The sequence below is a fragment of the Spirillospora sp. CA-294931 genome, from assembly GCF_050946795.1.
GTDB lineage: Bacteria > Actinomycetota > Actinomycetes > Streptosporangiales > Streptosporangiaceae > Spirillospora.
Map to the genome: position 1 here is coordinate 2,188,050 of NZ_CP192006.1, position 18,529 is coordinate 2,206,578.

The 18,529-nt window shown below is 72.3% G+C and carries 17 protein-coding genes; 8 read left to right on the plus strand and 9 right to left on the minus strand.

Going from position 1 to position 18,529, the window contains the following annotated elements; genetic code table 11:
- Positions 1 to 13: 13 nt before the first annotated feature.
- On the minus strand, positions 14 to 2,137 hold the full coding sequence (locus tag ACQPY4_RS10280) for an MMPL family transporter (RefSeq protein WP_433334887.1): 2,124 nt from the start codon (positions 2,135 to 2,137) through the stop codon (positions 14 to 16).
- 103 nt (positions 2,138 to 2,240) lie between these two features.
- On the opposite strand from ACQPY4_RS10280, the gene sigJ reads away from it, so the two are divergent.
- Positions 2,241 to 3,125 (plus strand): RNA polymerase sigma factor SigJ, encoded by an 885-nt coding sequence (gene sigJ, locus ACQPY4_RS10285; RefSeq protein WP_433334889.1) that lies wholly within the window; start codon positions 2,241 to 2,243, stop codon positions 3,123 to 3,125.
- Here the strand turns inward: sigJ and ACQPY4_RS10290 are convergent.
- Positions 3,122 to 4,549 carry a fibronectin type III domain-containing protein gene (locus ACQPY4_RS10290; protein WP_433334891.1) on the minus strand — a complete coding sequence of 476 codons (1,428 nt, stop codon included), beginning with the start codon at positions 4,547 to 4,549 and terminating at the stop codon, positions 3,122 to 3,124. The two genes, sigJ and ACQPY4_RS10290, sit on opposite strands and share 4 nt — an antisense overlap.
- 75 nt (positions 4,550 to 4,624) lie before the next feature.
- Between ACQPY4_RS10290 and ACQPY4_RS10295 the strand changes: the two genes are divergently transcribed.
- Together ACQPY4_RS10295 and ACQPY4_RS10300 are read left to right on the plus strand one after the other, a co-directional pair.
- Positions 4,625 to 4,819, plus strand: coding sequence for a LuxR C-terminal-related transcriptional regulator (locus ACQPY4_RS10295; protein WP_433334893.1), 195 nt, complete (start codon positions 4,625 to 4,627; stop codon positions 4,817 to 4,819).
- Between the two features lie 72 nt (positions 4,820 to 4,891).
- The gene (locus ACQPY4_RS10300) at positions 4,892 to 6,373 is read left to right on the plus strand and encodes a serine/threonine-protein kinase (protein WP_433334895.1); all 1,482 of its coding nucleotides are present in this window, start codon (positions 4,892 to 4,894) and stop codon (positions 6,371 to 6,373) included.
- Positions 6,374 to 6,385: 12 nt separating this feature from the next.
- Here the strand turns inward: ACQPY4_RS10300 and ACQPY4_RS10305 are convergent, their stop codons facing one another.
- From ACQPY4_RS10305 to ACQPY4_RS10330, 6 genes are all read right to left on the minus strand, one after another.
- Positions 6,386 to 7,723: a cytochrome P450 gene (locus ACQPY4_RS10305; RefSeq protein WP_433334897.1), complete on the minus strand. Its 1,338-nt coding sequence runs from the start codon at positions 7,721 to 7,723 to the stop codon at positions 6,386 to 6,388.
- On the minus strand, positions 7,720 to 8,325 hold the full coding sequence (locus ACQPY4_RS10310) for a GTP-binding protein (RefSeq protein WP_433334899.1): 606 nt from the start codon (positions 8,323 to 8,325) through the stop codon (positions 7,720 to 7,722). Before ACQPY4_RS10310 ends, ACQPY4_RS10305 begins: the two co-directional genes overlap by 4 nt.
- Positions 8,303 to 8,656, minus strand: a complete 354-nt coding sequence (locus ACQPY4_RS10315; RefSeq protein ID WP_433334901.1) for a DUF742 domain-containing protein — start codon at positions 8,654 to 8,656, stop codon at positions 8,303 to 8,305. The genes ACQPY4_RS10310 and ACQPY4_RS10315 overlap by 23 nt, the downstream gene beginning before the upstream one ends.
- Positions 8,653 to 9,066 carry a roadblock/LC7 domain-containing protein gene (locus ACQPY4_RS10320; protein ID WP_433334903.1) on the minus strand — a complete coding sequence of 138 codons (414 nt, stop codon included), beginning with the start codon at positions 9,064 to 9,066 and terminating at the stop codon, positions 8,653 to 8,655. Before ACQPY4_RS10320 ends, ACQPY4_RS10315 begins: the two co-directional genes overlap by 4 nt.
- Positions 9,063 to 10,385, minus strand: a complete 1,323-nt coding sequence (locus tag ACQPY4_RS10325; protein WP_433334905.1) for an ATP-binding protein — start codon at positions 10,383 to 10,385, stop codon at positions 9,063 to 9,065. Before ACQPY4_RS10325 ends, ACQPY4_RS10320 begins: the two co-directional genes overlap by 4 nt.
- Positions 10,386 to 10,734: 349 nt before the next feature.
- Entirely contained in the window at positions 10,735 to 11,694 is a 960-nt protein-coding gene (locus ACQPY4_RS10330) for a cupin domain-containing protein (protein WP_433334907.1), read from the minus strand.
- Between the two features lie 290 nt (positions 11,695 to 11,984).
- Here ACQPY4_RS10330 and ACQPY4_RS10335 point away from each other — a divergent pair, with 290 nt between their 5' ends.
- The gene (locus ACQPY4_RS10335) at positions 11,985 to 13,214 is read left to right on the plus strand and encodes a cytochrome P450 family protein (RefSeq protein ID WP_433334909.1); all 1,230 of its coding nucleotides are present in this window, start codon (positions 11,985 to 11,987) and stop codon (positions 13,212 to 13,214) included.
- Between the two features lie 27 nt (positions 13,215 to 13,241).
- Here the strand turns inward: ACQPY4_RS10335 and ACQPY4_RS10340 are convergent, their stop codons facing one another.
- Positions 13,242 to 13,904, minus strand: a complete 663-nt coding sequence (locus tag ACQPY4_RS10340; protein ID WP_433334911.1) for a TetR/AcrR family transcriptional regulator — start codon at positions 13,902 to 13,904, stop codon at positions 13,242 to 13,244.
- 106 nt (positions 13,905 to 14,010) lie between these two features.
- Here ACQPY4_RS10340 and ACQPY4_RS10345 point away from each other — a divergent pair, with 106 nt between their 5' ends.
- The 4 genes from ACQPY4_RS10345 to ACQPY4_RS10360 all read left to right on the plus strand — a co-directional run bounded on the left by ACQPY4_RS10345 (position 14,011) and on the right by ACQPY4_RS10360 (position 18,461).
- A complete protein-coding gene (locus tag ACQPY4_RS10345; protein ID WP_433334913.1) occupies positions 14,011 to 15,285 on the plus strand; it encodes a lipase family protein in 1,275 nt (424 codons plus the stop codon).
- Between the two features lie 120 nt (positions 15,286 to 15,405).
- Entirely contained in the window at positions 15,406 to 16,539 is a 1,134-nt protein-coding gene (locus ACQPY4_RS10350) for a sensor histidine kinase (RefSeq protein ID WP_433334915.1), read from the plus strand.
- Complete coding sequence (locus ACQPY4_RS10355; RefSeq protein ID WP_433334917.1) at positions 16,536 to 17,201, plus strand: response regulator; 666 nt, start codon at positions 16,536 to 16,538, stop codon at positions 17,199 to 17,201. The genes ACQPY4_RS10350 and ACQPY4_RS10355 overlap by 4 nt, the downstream gene beginning before the upstream one ends.
- Before the next feature lie 240 nt (positions 17,202 to 17,441).
- Positions 17,442 to 18,461, plus strand: a complete 1,020-nt coding sequence (locus ACQPY4_RS10360; RefSeq protein WP_433334919.1) for an amidohydrolase family protein — start codon at positions 17,442 to 17,444, stop codon at positions 18,459 to 18,461.
- Positions 18,462 to 18,529 lie beyond the last annotated feature (68 nt).

Below are 18,529 nucleotides of genomic sequence, written 5' to 3' on the forward strand. Positions count from 1 at the left end.
GCACCCGCGCGCCTCAGGGGCGTTCCAGGTCGACTTTCGGCAGGAGCCTGGCCAGGGGGGCCGGGAGCCACCAGGCGCGGTGGCCCATGAGTTCCATCGCCGCCGGGACGACCAGGCAGCGGATGACGACGGCGTCCACGAAGATCGCCACGGCCATGCCGAAACCGGTCTGCTGGAGCAGCCGCTCGGGGCTGAGCATGAAGGCGCCGAAGATCACGATCATGATCGCCCCGGCCGCCGTGATCACCGAGCCGGTGTGCGCCAGCCCTTCGCGGACGGCGCGGGACGGGTCGTCCTTCGAGCGCGTCCATTCCTCATGGATCCGGGAGATCAGGAAGATCTCGTAGTCCATGGAGAGCCCGAAGACGATGGCGAAGACCATCACCGGCAGATACGCCTCGATCGGGCCCGGCTCCACGCCGAACCAGCCGTGCTGGAACACCAGGGTCATCGCGCCGAGCGCGGCGCCGATGCTGAGCAGGTTCAGCAGCGCGGCCTTCAGCGGGACCAGCACCGACCGGAACACCGCCATCAGCAGCAGCACCGAGAGGCCGACGACGATGGCCATGAACAGCGGCAACCGGTCCGCGACCTTCGCCGAGTAGTCCTCGGACGCCGCCGTGGCCCCGCCGACCAGGTACCGCGCGCCGGTCCGCGCCGACAGCTCCGGAAGCACGTCGTTTCGCAGCGTGCCGACGAGTTCGGAGGTCTCCTCGTCCTGCGGCGCGGAGGTGGGGAACACCAGGACGGTCGCCGCCTTGCCGTCCGGGGTGGGCACCGGATCCGCGGTGCCCTGGACGCCCGGGGTGCCGCTCAGCGCCCGCGCGGCCGCGGCGGCGCCGTCCGGGCCGCCGTCGGTCACCACCAGCAGCGGACCGTTGAACCCGGGGCCGAATCCCTGGGAGAGCAGGTCGTAGGCCTCCCGGCTCGTGGTGCCGGGCGCGTCGCTGCCCGCGTCGGAGAAGCCGAGCCGCATGCCCAGCGCCGGCAGGACCAGCGCGCCGAGGAGGACGCCCGCCGCCAGCAGGGCGGCCAGCGGCCGCCGCTGCACCGCGGTCGCGATCCGGCGCCAGGCGGCGCCGTCGGCGGGACGCCGCCTGGCCTGCCGGGCGAAGCGGCGGCCGAAGACGCCGAGCAGCGCGGGCAGCAGGGTCAGGGAGGCCAGCATGGTCACCAGCACGGTCAGCGCCACCGACAGCGCCATGCCCTGCAACGAGCCGAGACCGAGGACGACGAGGCCGAGCAGGGCCAGGATGACGGTGCACCCGGCGAAGAACACCGAGCGGCCCGCGGCGTCCATCGCGTTGGTGGTGGCCCGCTCCGGTTCCTCGCCGCGCGCCAGCTCCGCCCGGTAGCGGGCGAAGATCAGCAACGCGTAGTCGATGCCGACACCGAGGCCGACCAGGATCATCACCGGCGGCGTCCAGTCGGCGATCGTGAAGGCGTGCGAGGCCACGACGATGACGCCGACCGTGCTCCCGACGGCGAACAGCGCGATGACGATGGGCAGGCCGGCCGCGATGACCGACCCGAACATCAGGACCAGGATGACCAGCGCGGCCACCAGCCCCGCGCCCTCCGCGGCGCCCGTCCCGCCCTGCCCCAGCAGCCGGGCCGCGTCGCCGCCCAGCTCGGCCCGCAACCCCTGGCCCTCGGCCTTCTGGACGGCGTCGAAGACGCGCTGGGTATCGGCCTTCGGCATGTCCTGGGACGGAACCTCCAGCATCACGGTGGCGTAGCCGATCGTGCCGTCCCGGGAAATGGCGCCCTCGTACGGGCTGTGCACCCGGCCGACCTTCGGCAGCCCGGCGACGTCGTCGAGCATCGCCCCCACCCGCTGCCGGACGTCCGGCCTGTGCAGGCCCCCGGCATCGTGCAGGACGATCTCGACGGTGTCCCCGGCGCGGGCGGCGCCGTGCTCGGCCAGCAGGTCGGCCGCCCGCTGCGACTCGGTGCCGGGGAGCGAGAAGTCGTTGCGATAGTCGTCGCCTACGACTGAAGCGGCGGCCCAGACTCCGCCCAGCACCGCCACCCACAGCATCAGGGCGACCCACCGGCGCCGGTGGGCGAAGCCCGCCACACGTACGAACACCCCCTGCCGGGTGTCGTCCTCTGGTTCCAGCTCGGTCAGTGTCATGGTCCCCTCCGTTGAGCGTCCGACGCCGGTTGACGACGCGGCGCCCCAAGGTGTGACACGAAGGGCCGCGTCACACCCGGACCGGCACCATCGTCGAAAGGGCATGAGGACGACCCACGACGCCGACGACCTGCTGGCACGCTCCTTCGAGACCAACCGGCCACGGCTGCTGCGCCTGGCGTACACGACAACGGGTTCGCTGGCCGACGCCGAGGACTGCGTCCAGGAGGCGTGGCTGCGCCTGCGCGGACTCGACGACCCGGACGCGATCCACAATCTCGCCGCCTGGCTGACGACCACCGTCAGCAGGCTGGCGTTCGACACCCTGAGCAGCGCGCGAGCGCGACGGGAGCGCTATGTCGGCACGTGGCTGCCCGAGCCGCTGGTCGAGGCCCGCTCCCACGACCCGGCCGAGCGGGTCACGCTGGACGAGTCGGTGAGCATGGCGCTGCTGGTCGTCCTGGAGCGCCTCAGCCCCGCCGAACGCACCGCGTTCGTGCTGCACGACGTCTTCGGCGTCCCCTTCCCCGAGGTCGCCGAGACCGTCGGCCGCTCACCGGCCGCGGTGCGCCAGCTCGCCTCGCGGGCCCGCCGCCGGATCGAGGGCGGCCGCCCCCGGACCCCGGCCACGCAGGACGAGCAGCGCAGGCTGGTCAAGGCGTTCACGGCCGCCTGCGAGAACGGCGACCTCCCCGGCCTCGTCGCCCTGCTCGACCCGGACGTCGTCCTGCGCAGCGACGGCGGCGGCAAGGTCTCCACCGTCCGCACCGTCCGCGGAGCCGCCCGAGTGGCCGCCGTCCTCCTCCGCTTCGGCCACCGCCCCCTCAACGCCCGTCCCGCCCGAGTCAACGGTGCCCCCGGCCTGGTCGTCCACCCCATCGGCGACGTCCTGACCGTCATCGCCTTCACCCTGAGCGCCGGCCGCATCACCGCGATCGACGGCGTCCGCAACCCGGACAAGCTCGAAAGGGTCCCGGAACGCTTCTAGCCGAGGCGGAGCGTGAGGGAGTTGTCCGGCCCGGCGAGGAACAGGTTCAGGAATCGGGTGAACGGGCCGCAGTTCTCGAAGCCGGGCAGGACGTAGCGGCCGGACACGTCCGCGGTGAGGCCGTCCCTGGTCTGGGTGCGGGTCGGCCCGGAGAGGTCGAGGCGGGCCGGGGACGCGGTCCGGCATTCGGTGCCCGCGTCCATGTCGATGCCGAAGGCTTTGATCGAGGTCAGCCCGATGGTCATGGCGGAGCTGGTGGAGAGCGTCCTGCCCGCGAGCGAGGCGGTCGTCTTCTCCGCCGGGGTGAAGGTCAGGTCAGCGGTGACGGGGACGAACCCGGCGAAGGTGAACCGGCCGGTGGCCGGGTCGAGCTTCAGGTCGCCGGAGAACCGGTTCGCGGTGGACGCGTTCGCGGCCAGCTTCAGGGTGCCGGTCAGCTCGATCGGCGCGCCGCCCCCGATCGTGGTCGAGCCCGTGAGCGGGTTGGCGATCGACAGCGGTGACTCGGGCGCCGTGCGCGTCCGGAGCCGCGCGCCGGGTTCGGACCTGAGCCCGTGGCCGTCGGTCGCGACGACCCAGACGAGGTGTTCGGTGTCGGGTTTGAGGCCGAGGAGCCGGGCGGCGGTGCCGGTCACGACGAGGCTGTGCGGTTCCGCGTCCGAGGCGGCCGGTTTGTAGAAGACCCTGTACTTGGCCACCGGGGTCTCGGGGTCGGTGGAGCGCGCCCACCGCAGGTACAGCGAGGTCGCCGTGCGCTCGGTCACCAGCGGGGGGCCCGGCCGCGTCGGCGGGGTCGTGTCCTTCCCGTCCACGTCGGTGATCTGGATGACGGCCAGCGTCAGGTCCTGGCCCGGATCGGGAGCGCAGTCGGCGCTTTCCATCACGATCCCGGGCAGCCCCGAAGGCGGGACGGGAACCCATCTGCTGGTCATCATCGACAGGCGGAGGGGGCCGGTGGTGACCCTGGCCTCTCCCGGCTTGCCGAAGATCGGGCCCTGCGTCCGGAGGCTCGACACGGCCGTCTGCTCACCCAGTTCGGTCAGCCAGGCGGCCGTGTCGCGGGCGGAGCCCCGCTCCGCCGGGAGCTCCTCGGTGCCCTGCGGGTCGGTGATCCGCACCGTCCAGGAGGTGGTGGGGGCGCTCAGCGTCAGCTCGTCGTTCCGCACGAGCTCGTCGACGAGCCCGGCGTCCAGGCGCACCCTCGTGGTGAACGCGGACGCGGGCATTTCCTGCTGGACCGGAATGTGCGCCGGGAAGCCGCTTTCGTGTTCGACACGCACCTTTCTGTCACCGATGTGAGGAAAGGCGCAGGTGTAGGTGAGGGTTTTCGTCGTTTCGGCCAAGGCGGCGCCCCCCGGAATGGGCACGACCGAAAGCAGTCCGGTCAGCGCGGCCGTGGTGACGCCTCCCACTCGCACGGGCATGCTTCGACCTGCCACGACATCGCCTCCTGGGGAGTTCCGCGTGTCCCGACCCCATCACGTCCGGCGCGGAAGAGATTGACCGCGCGGGCCGGATTTCGCGATCCCACTTGTCACAGACGCATATGGTTTCGCCTTGGCCGGACGAACCTCCAGCTCGCCGAGTCGCTCACCCTCGGCGTCCGAGCGGTGGAGAACCACCTCAGCCGCATCTTCGCCAAACTCGGCGTAACTTCCCGCACCGCCGTCACCGCCTCGCTCCAACTGGATTAGGATTCAACCACTGGAACAGACACCAGTGTTCTTTTGAGAGTCCACGTCCGGCTGCCAGGGAGATGGTGCGCGGTGGAACCTGGGTTGCTGCTCGACGGCAAGTACCGGCTGGACACGCGGCTGGGGCGCGGCGGCATGGGCGAGGTGTGGGCCGCCCGGGACGAGCACCTGGCCCGGCCGGTCGCGATCAAGATCGTGCTCGCGGACCTGCACACCGACGCCGCGCTGGTCGCCCGGCTCCGGCAGGAGGCCCGCACCGCCGCGGGCCTGCAGCATCCGGGCATCACCGTGGTCCACGACATCGGCGAGCACGACGGCCACCCCTACTTCGTCATGGAGCTGCTGGACGGCGTCGACTTCACCGTCCTGGTCGCCGCGCACAGCGGCGGCATGCCGGTCGAGGTGGCGGTGGGCCTGATGGTCCAGGTCGCCGACGCGCTCGCCCACGCGCACGACCGCGGCGTCGTGCATCGCGACGTCAAGCCCGCCAACCTGATGCGCCTGGCCGGTGGCGGGGTCAAGGTCTGCGACTTCGGCATCGCCCGCTACGCCGAGGCCACCGACGGCGTGACCGGACCGGGCCTGGGCACCCCCGCGTTCATGGCGCCCGAGCAGTGGCTGGGTGAACAGGTCGACGCCCGCACCGACCTGTACGCCTTCGGCGCCACCCTGCACACGCTGCTGACCGGCGCCCCGCCCTTCCCGGGCCCGGCCCCCGCCGCCCTGATGCGCCAGCACCTGGACGACCCGCCGCCCCACCTGCGCGACCGGCGTCCCGACCTGCCCGGCGAACTCGGCGACCTGCTCCAGCGCCTGCTCGCCAAATCACCGGCCGACCGTCCCGCCGACACCCACCAGGTCAAGACCGCCCTCCAAGCGGTCTCGACCGCGCAACCGGCCAAGCCGGATCTGGAACCGCCCACCCGGCCGCTCATCGTCCAGGCCGACACCGCCGACCCGACGTTCACCAGAATCGAACACGCGGCCCGGAACGAGCCCGTCCCGGGCCCGAAGCGACCACCGCGAAAGTTCCTGGCCGGGCCGCTACCGGCGCTGGCCCTCCTCACCGCGGTTATCGCGGCCGTGGGCCTGGCCACCGCGGTGGCGGCGATGAGCGACGGCGAACGACCCGACCCGCGCCCCACCCAGCTGGCGAACTCGACGCCGACCTCGACGCCCACCACCCCCGACCCGACCCCGTCCGAGGAGCCCGAGCCCTCCGACACACCCGAGCCGTCCCCCTCCGAGACCCCCGAGGACACACCGACACCGACCCCGGCCAAGTCCACCCGCCCACCCCAGAAGCCCGTCACCCTGGGAGGGCTCGCCCTGGACCGGTACTGCATCCACCTCGGCTGGGTCACCGCGTCCTACACCTCGGGCGGCTACGACTGGTTCTGCGCCAAAGACGCCGAGGGCACGCCCGCCAAGCGAATCAACCTGACCGACGCCTGCCAGTGGGAGTACTCCAACCCCCGCGCCTCCGCCCGCTGGATCTCCAACGGGGACGGCACCGGCCGCTGGTCCTGCACCGCCCCACCGAACGACGACTGACAGGGGCCCGGGTTACTCGCCGCGCCACCATTTGGCCAGGGAGTGCCACCAGCGGCGGCGGGTTTGGATGGGGGACGGGGTTCGCGGTGGCGTGGCGGTGCGGGGGGTGTGCTGCCGCGCGTCGGGGGTCTCGTCGCGGGGGGTGGGGAGCAGTACCGGGGGGAACTCGACGGGGAGTGACGTCAGGGCGCGGTGGAAGGGGCCGGGACGCCAGGTCAGCTGGTCGGCCGGGACGGCGAGTTCCATGTCGGGCACGCGGTCCAGGAGCCGTTCGAGGGCGACCGAGGCGATGAGGCGGGCGTGGCTCTTGGCGGGGCAGGCGTGGGGGCCGCTGCTCCAGGCCAGGTGGGCGCGGTTGCCGGTGCGTGAGGCCGCGGCCTGGGCCGGGTCGGTGTTGGCCGCCGCGAAGCTGATGACGACCGGCTGGTCGGCGGGGAGCCGGACGCCCTCCAGGTCGACGTCGCGGGTCGGGTAGGTGATGCCGTAGTTGGCCATCGGCGGGTCGGTCCACAGGATCTCGTCGAGCGCGTCGTCCACGGGCAGGCTGCCGCCGGACAGGTCGCCGCCGAAGCGGTCGTCGGACAGCAGCAGCCGCAGGCCGTTGGCGATGAGGTTCTGCTCGGGCTCGGTGCCGGCGCCCTGGAGCAGGATGAGCTGGTGCATCAGCTCCTCGTCGGTCAGCCCCGCGGGGTGGTTCAGCAGGCGGGACGTCACGTCCGCGCCCGGCTGCTCCCGCTTGTGGGCGATCAGGTCGGCCACGCCCCGGATGAGCTCGGCGTTGGCCTTCTCGGCGTCGATGCCGTCGAAGATCCCGCGCATGCCGGAGACCAGCCGGTCGCCGATGTCGGGCGGGCAGCCGAAGAGCTCGTTGAAGACCATCAGCGGCAGGACGCTGGCGTACTGGGTGAGGAGGTCGGCCTTGCCCACCGGGGCGAAGCGGTCGATGAGGAGGTCGGCGTTGCGCTCGACGTAGCCGCGCAGCGCGCTGACGTCGATCTGGTCGAGGCTGTCGGTCACCGCCTGCCGCAGCCGGGCGTGGACGTCCCCGTCGGTGAACAGGCAGTTGGGCCGGGCCATCATCATCGGCAGCACGGGGCAGTCGGCGGGCACCGTGCTCTCCCACCTGGCGGGGTTCTTGGGGAAGGTGGCGGGGTCGTGCAGCACGTCCAGCGCGGTCTGGTAGCCGAGGACCAATGTGGCCGGGACGCCCGGGGCGAGTTCGACGGGCGCGACGGGGCCGCTCCGGCGCAGCGCGTCGTAGACGCGGCCGGGGTCCTCGGCGAACTCCGCCCCGTACATCGGTGTGCGGTCGTGGGCGGGGCAGGCGGACGGCGTGGCGTCGGAGGTCACGGGTGCTCCCGTTGCGAATCGTCGGAGAGAAGGTGGTCGACAAGGGTGATCAGGGCCCGGACGGACGAGGCGTGGTCGCGGGCGTCACAGGTGATCAGGGGGGTCGTGGGAAGCAGGTCGAGCGCCTCGCGGACCTCGTCCTCGGGGAAGGCGGGCGCCCCGTCGAACTGGTTCACGGCCACCGCGTAGGGGAGGCCCTGCCGTTCCACGAGGTCCATGACGCCGAAGGAGGCCTCCAACCGGCTGGTGTCGACGAGGATCAGGGCTCCGTAGGCTCCGTGGGCCAGGTCGCGCCACAGCGGCGTGAAGCGCTCCTGCCCGGGGACGCCGAACAGGTACAGCACGATCCGTTCGCTGAGCGTGAGGCGCCCGAAGTCCATGGCCACGGTCGTGGTCGTCTTGTCCCGGGTGGCGCTCAGGTCGTCGACGGGCGCGCCCGCCTGCGTCATCGTCTCCTCGGTCCGCAGCGGGCGGATCTCCGACAGCGTGCCGACCAGCGTGGTCTTGCCGACGGCGAAGTGCCCGGCGACCAGGAGCTTCACCGCGGTCCTGACGGTGTCGGGGAGATGGAGGCCGTTCTCAGAGGCGAGCGCGGAGTCCATTGAGCACCTCCTGGAGGATCTCGAGCTTGGAGGGCTCGTCCGAGGGGTCGGGCAGGCGGGGCGTGAGGTGCCCGCCGTCGACGAGGTCGGAGACCAGGACCTTGGTGACGCTGATGGGCAGCGCCAGATGCCCGGCGATCTCGGCGACCGACAGCGCGCCGCCCCGGCACAGTTCGGCGATCCGGCGCTTCTCCGGGCTCAGGCCGACCGTCGGGTGCCGGGTGGCGACCACCAGGGTGACGACGTCGATGGTGTTGCGGCTCGGATGCGCGCGCCCGCCGGTCACCACGTGCGGCCGGACCAGCGCCCGCCTGTCGCGCGGCGGCCTCATGCCGTCCCGCCGACACCCTGGCGGGGTGGGCTCGTCAGCTCGCCTCCCAGCCGCTGGACCAGCTCCTGCAGCCGGAACGAGACCGCCTCCATGTCCACGTGCTGGGTGGCCGAGACCGCCAGGTAGGCACCGGGACCGGCGGCGACGAGAAAGATGTACCCGTCGTCGAACTCGCTCACGGTCTGCCGCCAGGTGGTGCCCGTCCCGCCGCAGAACTCCGCCGTGGCGCGGGCGAGCGACTGGAGCCCGGCCATTCCGGCCGCCTGGCGTTCGGCCTCGTCCCGTCCGATCCGGGCGGAGTGGGCGATCAGCAGCCCGTCGGCGGAGAGCAGGATCGCGTACCGCGTCTCCGGCATTCTCAGCGCGTCGTCCAGCATCCAGCCGAGCTTGTTGTCGAAGGCATCGTTCATGGCCGGGGGTTCTCCCGTTCGCTCTCGGGCGGGTCGCTGTCGGGCCGGGACTCGCCGGTCGGGGCCGTGGCGCGGCCGGATCGGGTGCCGCGCTGCCAGGCGCCCATTCCCGCCGCGATCTCCCGCGCGGGACGGCTCGGCCGCTCGGTCGTCGTCCGGTCGGCCGGGACGGCCTGGTCGGTGGTGATGACCTGCGCGCGGCGGCGTTTCGCCAGCCCGCCCGCGGTCACCTGGGGTGCCTGTCTCGTCCCGTCCGCGAGCTGTTCCCGCGCCGTCGTGCCCGCCGGGACGGCGCCCACGGGCGCGGGTTCCTCGGTGACGCGCGTCAGCAGGGCCGTGGGCAGGAACACCACCGCGCGGACGCCGCCGTACGGCGACCGGGTGTCGACCGAGACCGAGAATCCATAGCGGGCGGAGAGCAGCCCGATCACGGCGAAGCCGACCCGAGGAGGGTCGCCGAGCCCGTAGACGTCGACCGGCCGCTGTCCCGACAAGATCCGGGCCGCGCGCTGGAGCTCCTCGCCCTCCATGGCCACCCCGGCGTCGTCGATCATGATGGCGACGCCGTTGTGCGCCTGCTGGAAGTTGACCTCGACCGGCGTGCTGGGCTGCGAGTGGCGGGCGGCGTTGTCCAGCAGCTCGGCCAGGGCCAGGACGACCGGCTCGACCGCGCGGCTGACCACCGCGACGCCCACCTCCGAGCTGATCCTGACCCGCAGGTAGTCGCGGATCCGGGAGGTCGCGCCGCGCACCACGTCGCTGAGCGAGGACGCCGACCGCTGCTGGCCCGGCCAGGACCCGCACAGCACGGCCGTCGCCTGCGCGCGCCGTCCGAGCTGGGCGTTCATATGGTCGACGCGCAGCAGGCCCTCCAGGACGGCGGGGTCGTCGTGGCGCTCCTGCATGGCCGAGATGGCCACCTGCTGCTCGTTGGCCAGGCTCTGCACGCCGCGCATCATGGCCCGCAGCGTCGCCATCGCCGACCGCTCCGCGCCCGTCCTGGCCTGTTTCACCGACTCGGCGGTCAGGTCCAGCACGCGCCGCAGCTCCCGCTCGTGCTCGGTTCCGGCCGGGCGCTGCCCGTGCCGGGGCCCGGGGACGGTCGCGGGCCGGTCGTGCAGGACGTCCACCAGGGCGGGCAGGCGGGTGGTGACCAGGTAGCGCAGCTCTTCGTCGCGCAGGCGCAGCTCGTCCGACAGCAGGGCGTTCCGCCGGCGCAGCCGCGCGGAGATCTGCCGCTGGCGCAGCAGCAGGACCGCGACGGCGACGAGTGCGGCGGTCAGGCACGTGAGCGCCACCGCCAACAAGTTTTGCTCCATCAGATCCTCGTGAACTGGGGGGTGCGGATGCGGGCCGCCACCGGACGGCGTCTCAGGGCCCGGACGCGAGACCGCACGGCGCCGGGTGGGCGAAGCGGCCGCGAGCACGGTCGGCGGCGAGCCGCGAGGGGTGTGCGCCTCGCCCGACGCCGGACGGCGGAACGGATTCGGTCATCTCGGGTGTCCGTGCGGTGCCGGGGGTGGGGCAGCCGACCGGCGCGGTGAGGGCTGCTGGACGCGTCCGTGGCGGGGGAGTACCCCGCGGGGTCCCGAGAGTAGGGCGGCGCCGGACACGGCACTTTCGCCCGCGCGCAAGGAAGTTTTCCCCGGGCGCAGTGGCGCCGGGGGCTCACCGCTCCCACTCGTGCCGCATCTCGCGGGGCGAGGCCCCGAAGCGCCGCCGGAACGCGGTGCTGAACGCGCTGGCCGAGGAGAAGCCCGACGCGTGCGCCAGATCGGTGATCGTCAGGTGCCGGTAGGCCGGGCTGCGGAGCCGGTCGCGCGCCAGCCGCAGCCGCTCCTCGCGGATCAGCGCGCGGGGCGTCGTCCCCGCGTGCTGCAGGGCGAGCTGCACCTGCCGCAGCGACCACCCGAGGCTCTCGGCCATGGCCGCCCCGGTCAGCTTCGGGTCGTCGGCGTGCTCGCGCGCGTGGCGGCGGACCAGCTCCACCACCTCGGCCAGGTGCCCCGGCACGTCCGGACGGTCGTCGCCCACGACCAGCATGCACAGCAGCTCGACCAGGCGCTCGCACACCGCGTCGAACTGGGACGCCGTGAGCGTGTCGCGCTCGTCCGACAGGCTGGTGAGCATGGCGTTCACCACCCGTCCCAGACCCGAGTTCAGGTCCAGCTCCGCGCCCAGCGGCGAGGACCGGTTCAGCGGCCCGCTCACCTGGCGGTTCGGGATCGTCAGGACGAACGCCCGGGTGGTGGAGTCGTGCAGCACCTCGCAGGGCGCGCTGAAGGTGACCAGGCCTCCGGCGCCGGGAGCCAGCCGCGACTCCCGGCCGTCCTGCCGCATCACGATCTCCCCGGTGAGCGGCACGAGCAGCCGGTAGTCGCCGTCTTCGTCCCGCCGCGCCTGGCGCTCGGTGCGGGTGTAGGCGATCGCGTCCGACCAGAACTCCACGAGCTGGTAGCCGTGGCTGTACTGGCGGATCGTCTCGCCGCGAAAGTCGTCCGTGCGCTCGTATCGGTAGTCCAACCGGCATTGGTAGGACTCGATGTGCTCGCTCCAGAGATCGGCACGCTCGTGCGGTGCCACGTTCATGGTCGCCAGGGACTCCACGAGATAGGTGTCTGCGGCCACCGAACGAACGCACCTCCTGCGGGGGCACCCGGCGTCACGAGGGCTCGACGCGTGACAGAGCCGGGGGAGAAATCCCTGTACATACAGAGCGTAATCCGACAACTCCCCGTGGCGCCGGAGAATTCACCGATCGGCCTCTTTTGGACCATTCCACTGCAAGATTGGCTTCGTGCCGGAGACCAAGGCCCGGCGGCCGATACGCGCGGGGACAACTTCCTTGCGCGCCCGCGCAAGCCCTCCCGGGCGGGGCGACTTAACTTCGTGGGTGTTCACCACGTCAAGGAGGCCGCATGGATCGCGAGCAGATCCTCGTTTTGGACGCCGACGGCAGCGACCGTCACGCCGAAGACGCCGAGCTGCGCGCCCGGGGCCCGGCGGCCCGCGTGGACGTCCTCGGCGTCCAGGCCTGGGCGGTGACCGACCCCGACCTCCTCAAGCGGCTCCTGACCGACCCCCGAGTCTCCAAGAGCGCGCACCTGCACTGGCCGATGTTCCCGGACGAGATCGTCGGCAAGTGGCCGCTGGACCTGTGGGTGGGCGTCCAGAACATGTTCACCGCCTACGGCGACGACCATCGGCGCCTGCGCCGGCTGGTCAGCCCGGCGTTCTCGGCCCGTCGCGTCGCGGACATGGTCCCGCGCATCGAGCACATCACCGCCGAGCTGATCGCCGAGCTCGCGGCCGCCCCGCCCGGCGAGCCGGTCGACCTGCGCGATCGCTTCGCCTACCCGCTGCCGATCCGCGTGATCAGCGAGCTGATGGGCCTGCCCGAGAGCTCCGGTGCCGACTTCCGTCGGACGGTGGACGGTGTGTTCGACACCACGCTCACCACCGAGCAGCAGACCGCCAACAGCATGGAGCTGTACGGGATGCTGCGCGACCTCGTCGCCGCCAAACGGGCCGAGCCCGGCGACGACATGACCTCGCTGCTGATCAGCACCCGGGACGAGGACGGCTCCGCCCTCACCGAGCAGGAACTGCTCGACACCCTCCTGCTGGTGATCTCGGCGGGCCACGAGACCACGGTCAATCTCCTGGACCAGGCCATCGTCGCCCTGCTCACCCACCCCGAGCAGCTCGCCCACATCCGGGCGGGCCACGCCGGGTGGGGCGACGCCATCGAAGAGGCCCTCCGCTACGAGGCCCCCGTCGCCCACCTGCCGCTCCGGTACGCCGTCGAGGACCTCGTCCTGCCCGGCGGGCCGACGATCCGCCAGGGCGAGGCGATCCTCGCCTCCTACGCCGCCGCCGGACGCCACCCCGCCCTGCACGGCGACTCCGCCGACCGGTTCGACGTCACCCGTCCCGCCAAGGAGCATCTGGCCTTCGGCCACGGCGTCCACTTCTGCCTCGGTGCCGCGCTGGCCCGAGCCGAGGCCGCCACCGCCCTGCCCGCCCTGTTCGCCCGCTTCCCCGACCTGCGCCTGGCGGTGCCCGCGACGGCCCTGGAGCCCAACCCGGGATTCATCTCCAACGGCCACCGCGCACTCCCCACCCACCTGCACGCGGCCCCCGCCTGACATCGGCGCCGACGGCCCGGCACGGGATCAGCCGTGCCGGCCTTCGGCGAGCTCGCGCATGTACTGGCCGTGGAGAAGGCCGACGTGGGTCAGGGTGATCTCGACGATCTCGTCGAGGGTGGCGTCCAGGTAGCCGAGGACCTGGTCGGTCATGAGTTCGTTGACGGCCCCGATGATCTGTGTGGTGCCCATCCGGATGCGTTTGGTGTGGGGGATGCCCTGGAGCTGGGTGAGCGTGCCGCCGATGAACTCGGCGAAGTCGCGTTTGACCTTCTGGTAGCGCTCCTCGGCGGCGGGGGTGGCGCAGCGGACGATCTCCCGGAAGACCAGGCGGGCGACGCGCGGGTCGGCGCCCACGGTGTGGACGAAGGCCGAGACTCCGGCTGCGGCCTGGTCCTGGACGGTCGGCGCCGCCTCGGCGGCGGCGCGCAGGACCGCCTCCTGGGCGCGGGTGATCTCGGCCTCGTAAACGGCCAGGATGAGGCTCTCGCGGTCGGAGAAGGACTCGTAGAAGAACTTCTTGGCCAGCCCGGCCTGGCGGCAGACGTCCTCGACGCTGGTGGTCGTGTATCCGGCGGTGCCGAACAACTCCAGCCCGGCCTCCAGCAGGCGCTCGCGTCGCGCCGCCTGCCTTTCGTCGGCGTCCACGCCCCGATAGCGGCGCTTCTTAGCCAGATCTGCGTCGGTCATGTCGGATTCTTCGTCCTCAGGTTCATGGGCTCTTCGCGTGCGGTCTGTCACATTGGCGTGCAGCAATCGGAGACGCGACCGTCTCCGATGTACCGAGGAGGACCACGTGAAGATCGCCAGTGTGCTCGCCGCACTGAGTCTAGGTGCCGCGATCGCGGTCGCTCCGGCCCTCGTGGCCGAGACCGCGGCGGCCGATCCGGCGGGCTGTACCGCCGGTGAGGCCGACATCTACAAGCCCCCCGCGAGGGTGTCCGGCAACCCCGGCGACATCCTCGCCTGCCGCCCCACCACGCTGTCGTTCGTGCCGAACCTCCAGCCCTACAAGGCGTGGAAGGTCCAGTACGTGACCACCGACGCCAAGGGCGCCAGGGTCGCCGCGTCCGGCACGGTCGCGATCCCCACCGCCGCCTGGACCAAGGGCGGCTCGCGCCCCACCCTGGCCTACGCGCCGTTCACCCACGGCTCGGGGTCGTCCTGCTCGCTGTCCAAGCAGATGACCACCGGGTTCCAGGACCAGTTCGAGGCCCCGAACCTGTCCGGCTACGTCAACGAGGGCTGGGCGCTGGCCGCGACCGACGGCGTCGGCTACCTGGACGGCCAGACGCACTACTACGTCAACGGCAAGGCCAACGGCCCCGCCACCCTCGACATCGCCCGCGCCGCCAAGAAGATCCCCGGCGGCACCCTCACCGCCGACAGCAGGGTCGGCATCTCCGGCTACTCCGAAGGAGGCAACACCGCGGGCTGGGCCGCGCAGCTCGCCGCGTCCTACGCCCCCGACCTCGACGTCGTCGGGGTCGCGTCCGGCGGCATCCCGGCCAACCTCAAGGCCGCGGCCAAGCAGCTCAACGGCAGCTTCTTCGCGGGCTTCCTGGCCGACACCCTGATCGGGCTCAAGGCCCAGTACCCCGAGATGCCCTTCGACGAGCTGATGAACGACGCCGGCCGCAAGGCCGAGAAGGACGTCAAGAGCAACTGCCTGATCGGAACGCTCATGGTGTTCCTGGGCGCCAAGGTCGAGAACTTCAGCACCGACAAGCTCACCCTCGAGCAGCTGTACGCGATCAAGGGCCCGGGCGGCCAGACCTGGGGCCAGATCGCCGACAGCCTCAACCTCGGCGTCGACGTCGGCGGCCCCGCCTCCGCCGCCAAGTACAAGGTCGGCTTCCCCGTCTTCCTCTACCGAGGCTGGGCCGAGGAGATCCTCCCGCACGAGCCCATGGACGCCCTCCACAAGACCTACTGCCAGACGGGCATCCAGAGCACCTACAAGATCTCCTACCCCCTCGAACACGCCACCACCATGTACGGCGCCGCCGGAGACGTCCTGAACTTCTTCCGCGACCGCTTCGCCGCCAAGCCCTTCCAGAAGGGCTGCTGAACCGGCGGGCCCCGGACGATCGCCTTTCTCGTCCGGGGCCCCGCTCCGACCCCGTCCTTGGACCCGCGTACCACTATCGGGCGACGCTTCCATGACCTGGACGAGGCTAGCCTCGCCGCCATGAGGTGGGCTTTCTGGCGTGGCCGGACGGTGCTCGACGCGGTGTTCGCCGTCGCGCTCGCCGTGATCACGGCCTCCGCCGACGCGGAGTCGGCGAACTTCTCCTACTTCGCGTGGGATCCGCCGCTGTGGGCCAGGGCGGTGGTCGGGGCGTCGGTCGGCGGAGCCGTCCTCGCGCGCCGGCGGCGTCCGGAGGTCTTCGCGGCAGCGGCGCTGGTGGCGTTCGTGGTGCTGTCGGCCTGGATCGTCGTCGTGGTCGCGCAGTACACGCTGGCCGAGCGGACGGCGTCCTGGCGCAGGGTGGCGGCGGCGACGGCGGTCGCCGTCGGGGTGGTCTCGGTGCCGCTGTGGCGGATGGGCGGCCCGGACGCCAGCGCCCCCATCAGCCTCGCGGTGTGCGTGGCGCCCGCGCTGCTCGGCCTGTACGTGGGCACCCGGCGCGAGCTGCTCGACAGCCTGCGCGGCCGGGCCGAGCGCGCCGAGCGCGAGCAGCACGAGCGCGTCATGCGGGCGCGCGGCGACGAGCGCTCCCGCATCGCCCGGGACATGCATGACGTGGTCACACATCGGGTGGCGCTGATGGTGCTGCACGCCACGGCGCTGGAGGCGTCCAACGGCCAGGACGCCGTCACGGCCGGACGCCGCATCGGCTCCATCGGACGCGAGGCCCTGACCGAGCTCCGCTCCCTGGTGGAGGTGCTGCGCGGCGAGGACCGCGACGCGCCGCTGGTCCCGCAACCGGGCCTGGCCGACCTGGCGGATCTGGTCGCCGAGTCCGGCCGCACCGGCCTGCCCGTCACCTTCGAGATGACCGGGGAGGCGGCGCCCCGGCCGTCCGCCCTGGTCGAGCACGCCGCCTACCGGGTCGTCCAGGAGGCCCTCACCAACGCGCACAAGCACGCCGGGGACGCGCGCACCCGTGTCGTCGTCCGGCACACCCCGCGGCTGCTGCGGCTCTCGGTCACCAACGACGCCGGGACGGGCACCGCCGGGCTGCCCCAGGGCGGGCACGGCCTGCTCGGCATCGCCGAGCGGGTCCGGCTGGTGGGTGGCGAGCTGGACGCACGGCCCACACCCGACGGCGGGTTCGAGATCACCGCCACCATCCCGCTGACCCCGGAGGCCGCCGGATGATCCGCGTACTGATCGTGGACGACGAATGGATGGTCCGCGCGACGCTGCGCACCATCATGGAGTCCGCCCCCGACCTGACCGTGGTCGGCGAGGCCGCGGACGGCGACGCGGCCGTGCGGATGGCCCGGGCGCTCCGCCCGGACGTCGTCCTGATGGACATCCGCATGCCCCGCTCCGACGGCCTCACCGCCACCGACCGCCTGGTGCGCTCGGCCGACCCGCCGCACGTCGTGGTGCTCACCACCTTCGACCTGGACGAGTACGTGCACACCGCGCTCCGCCACGGAGCGGTGGGCTTCCTGCTCAAGGACGCCACCGCGGCCGAGATGACCGCGGCGGTCCGGGCCGCCGCGTCCGGCGAGGCCATGCTGTCGCCGAAGATCACCCGGCGGCTCCTGCGCCGTTTCGCCGGGCCGGACGACCGGACGGACGCCGAACGCCGCGGGGCCGAGGCCGTCCAGCGCCTGCGCGTCCTGACCGGCAAGGAGCGCGAGGTCCTCACCGCGCTCGGCGGCGGGCTGGCCAACAGCGAGATCGCCGCGTCCCTCGGGATGAGCGAGGCCACCGCCAAGACCCACGTCAGCCGGATCCTGGCCAAGCTCGCCCTCACCAACCGCGTCCAGGCCGCCATCCTCGCCCACCACGCCGGGCTCCTGGACTGACACCGTCGCCCGAAAGTCGTACGCGGCTCCTCGCCACCGTCAACTTTCCGCCGACGCCGCGGCGCTCCCACCCGGCGAAGGTGTTCGTCAGGGCCACGAGGGTCCACTGACGAACATGGGAAAAGGGGTGAGGACACCATGGTGTCCAACCGACGAGGCGACGAGACGACCCGGAGGCAGGCGCTGCGATTCGCCGGCCTCCTCACGGCGGGCGCGGCCAGTGCCGCCGCGGTCGGTTCAATGGCCGTTTCGACCAATGCCCCCCGATCGGCGGCGCTGGCCGGCGCCCGCAGGGGCCGCCGCATCGACGTCCACTACCACGCGTTGCCCGAGGCCAGCCGGGACTGGGTGATCAAGAAGGGGTGGCTCGACCCGGCCAAGCCCGAGACCTGGCCGCGTTGGGCCCAGTGGACGCTCGACGACGCGCTGAAGGTCATGGACGCCAACGGCATCGCGGTCGGCGTCGCCTCCCTTCCGCTCGCGAGCGAGTTCCTCAAGGAGAGGGCGCTGGCCGCCGAGGCCACCCGGGTCTTCAACGACTCCATGGCCGACCTGGTCAAGAGCCATCCGCGCCGCTTCGGGCACTTCGCCTACCTGCCGGTCTCCCACGTCGACCTGGCCCGGGCCGAGGCCGTCCGCGCCCTGGACGAGCTGGGCGCCGACGGGGTGCTGCTGATGGCCCACGCCGCGGACGGCACCTACCTCGGAGATCGCGCCTTCGACCCGCTGTTCGCGGAACTCGACCGGCGGCGCGCCGTGGTCCTGGTGCACCCGTCCTGGCTGCCCGGCGAATTCGAGAAGCGCGCCGTCCCCGCCCTCGACAGCTGGGTCGCCGACTACATGCTCGACACGACCAGGGCCGCCCTGAACATGATCGCCACGGGCACCCTGGCACGCTTCCCGAACGTGTCGATCATCCTGTCCCACGCTGGTGGCTTCCTGCCCTACGCCGCCGGACGCGCCCAGCTGGCCGGACGACTCGGCGAAGGCCCCCGGCCCGCCGACGTCGAACGCGCCCTCGCACGCTTCTACTACGACACCGCCCAGCCGATGTCGCCTTACGCCACACCTTCGCTGCTCAACGCCGCCGGCGCCGGACGGATCCTCTTCGGATCCGACTACCCGGCCGTCCCGGCCACCGAGCTGCCCACCCTGGTCACCGCCCTCGAACGCGACAAGACCCTGACCCCCGCCGACCGCCTGAGGATCGACCGCACCAACGCCCTCCACCTGCTGCCCCGCCTGGCAACCCGCCTCTGAGCCACCCCCGCACCCCGTTGATCGCGTTGCCGAGAGTGTCACTCCTGGTACAGGATCGGACACTGAGT

Bases quoted from the DNA above. Each gene is read 5' to 3' on its own strand.
- ACQPY4_RS10280 (WP_433334887.1), bottom strand. From the start codon at position 2,137: ATGACACTGACCGAGCTGGAACCAGAGGACGACACCCGGCAGGGGGTG.
- sigJ (WP_433334889.1), top strand. From the start codon at position 2,241: ATGAGGACGACCCACGACGCCGACGACCTGCTGGCACGCTCCTTCGAG.
- ACQPY4_RS10290 (WP_433334891.1), bottom strand. From the start codon at position 4,549: ATGCCCGTGCGAGTGGGAGGCGTCACCACGGCCGCGCTGACCGGACTG.
- ACQPY4_RS10310 (WP_433334899.1), bottom strand. From the start codon at position 8,325: ATGGACTCCGCGCTCGCCTCTGAGAACGGCCTCCATCTCCCCGACACC.
- ACQPY4_RS10315 (WP_433334901.1), bottom strand. From the start codon at position 8,656: ATGAGGCCGCCGCGCGACAGGCGGGCGCTGGTCCGGCCGCACGTGGTG.
- ACQPY4_RS10320 (WP_433334903.1), bottom strand. From the start codon at position 9,066: ATGAACGATGCCTTCGACAACAAGCTCGGCTGGATGCTGGACGACGCG.
- ACQPY4_RS10325 (WP_433334905.1), bottom strand. From the start codon at position 10,385: ATGGAGCAAAACTTGTTGGCGGTGGCGCTCACGTGCCTGACCGCCGCA.
- ACQPY4_RS10335 (WP_433334909.1), top strand. From the start codon at position 11,985: ATGGATCGCGAGCAGATCCTCGTTTTGGACGCCGACGGCAGCGACCGT.
- ACQPY4_RS10340 (WP_433334911.1), bottom strand. From the start codon at position 13,904: ATGACCGACGCAGATCTGGCTAAGAAGCGCCGCTATCGGGGCGTGGAC.
- ACQPY4_RS10350 (WP_433334915.1), top strand. From the start codon at position 15,406: ATGAGGTGGGCTTTCTGGCGTGGCCGGACGGTGCTCGACGCGGTGTTC.
- ACQPY4_RS10355 (WP_433334917.1), top strand. From the start codon at position 16,536: ATGATCCGCGTACTGATCGTGGACGACGAATGGATGGTCCGCGCGACG.
- ACQPY4_RS10360 (WP_433334919.1), top strand. From the start codon at position 17,442: ATGGCCGTTTCGACCAATGCCCCCCGATCGGCGGCGCTGGCCGGCGCC.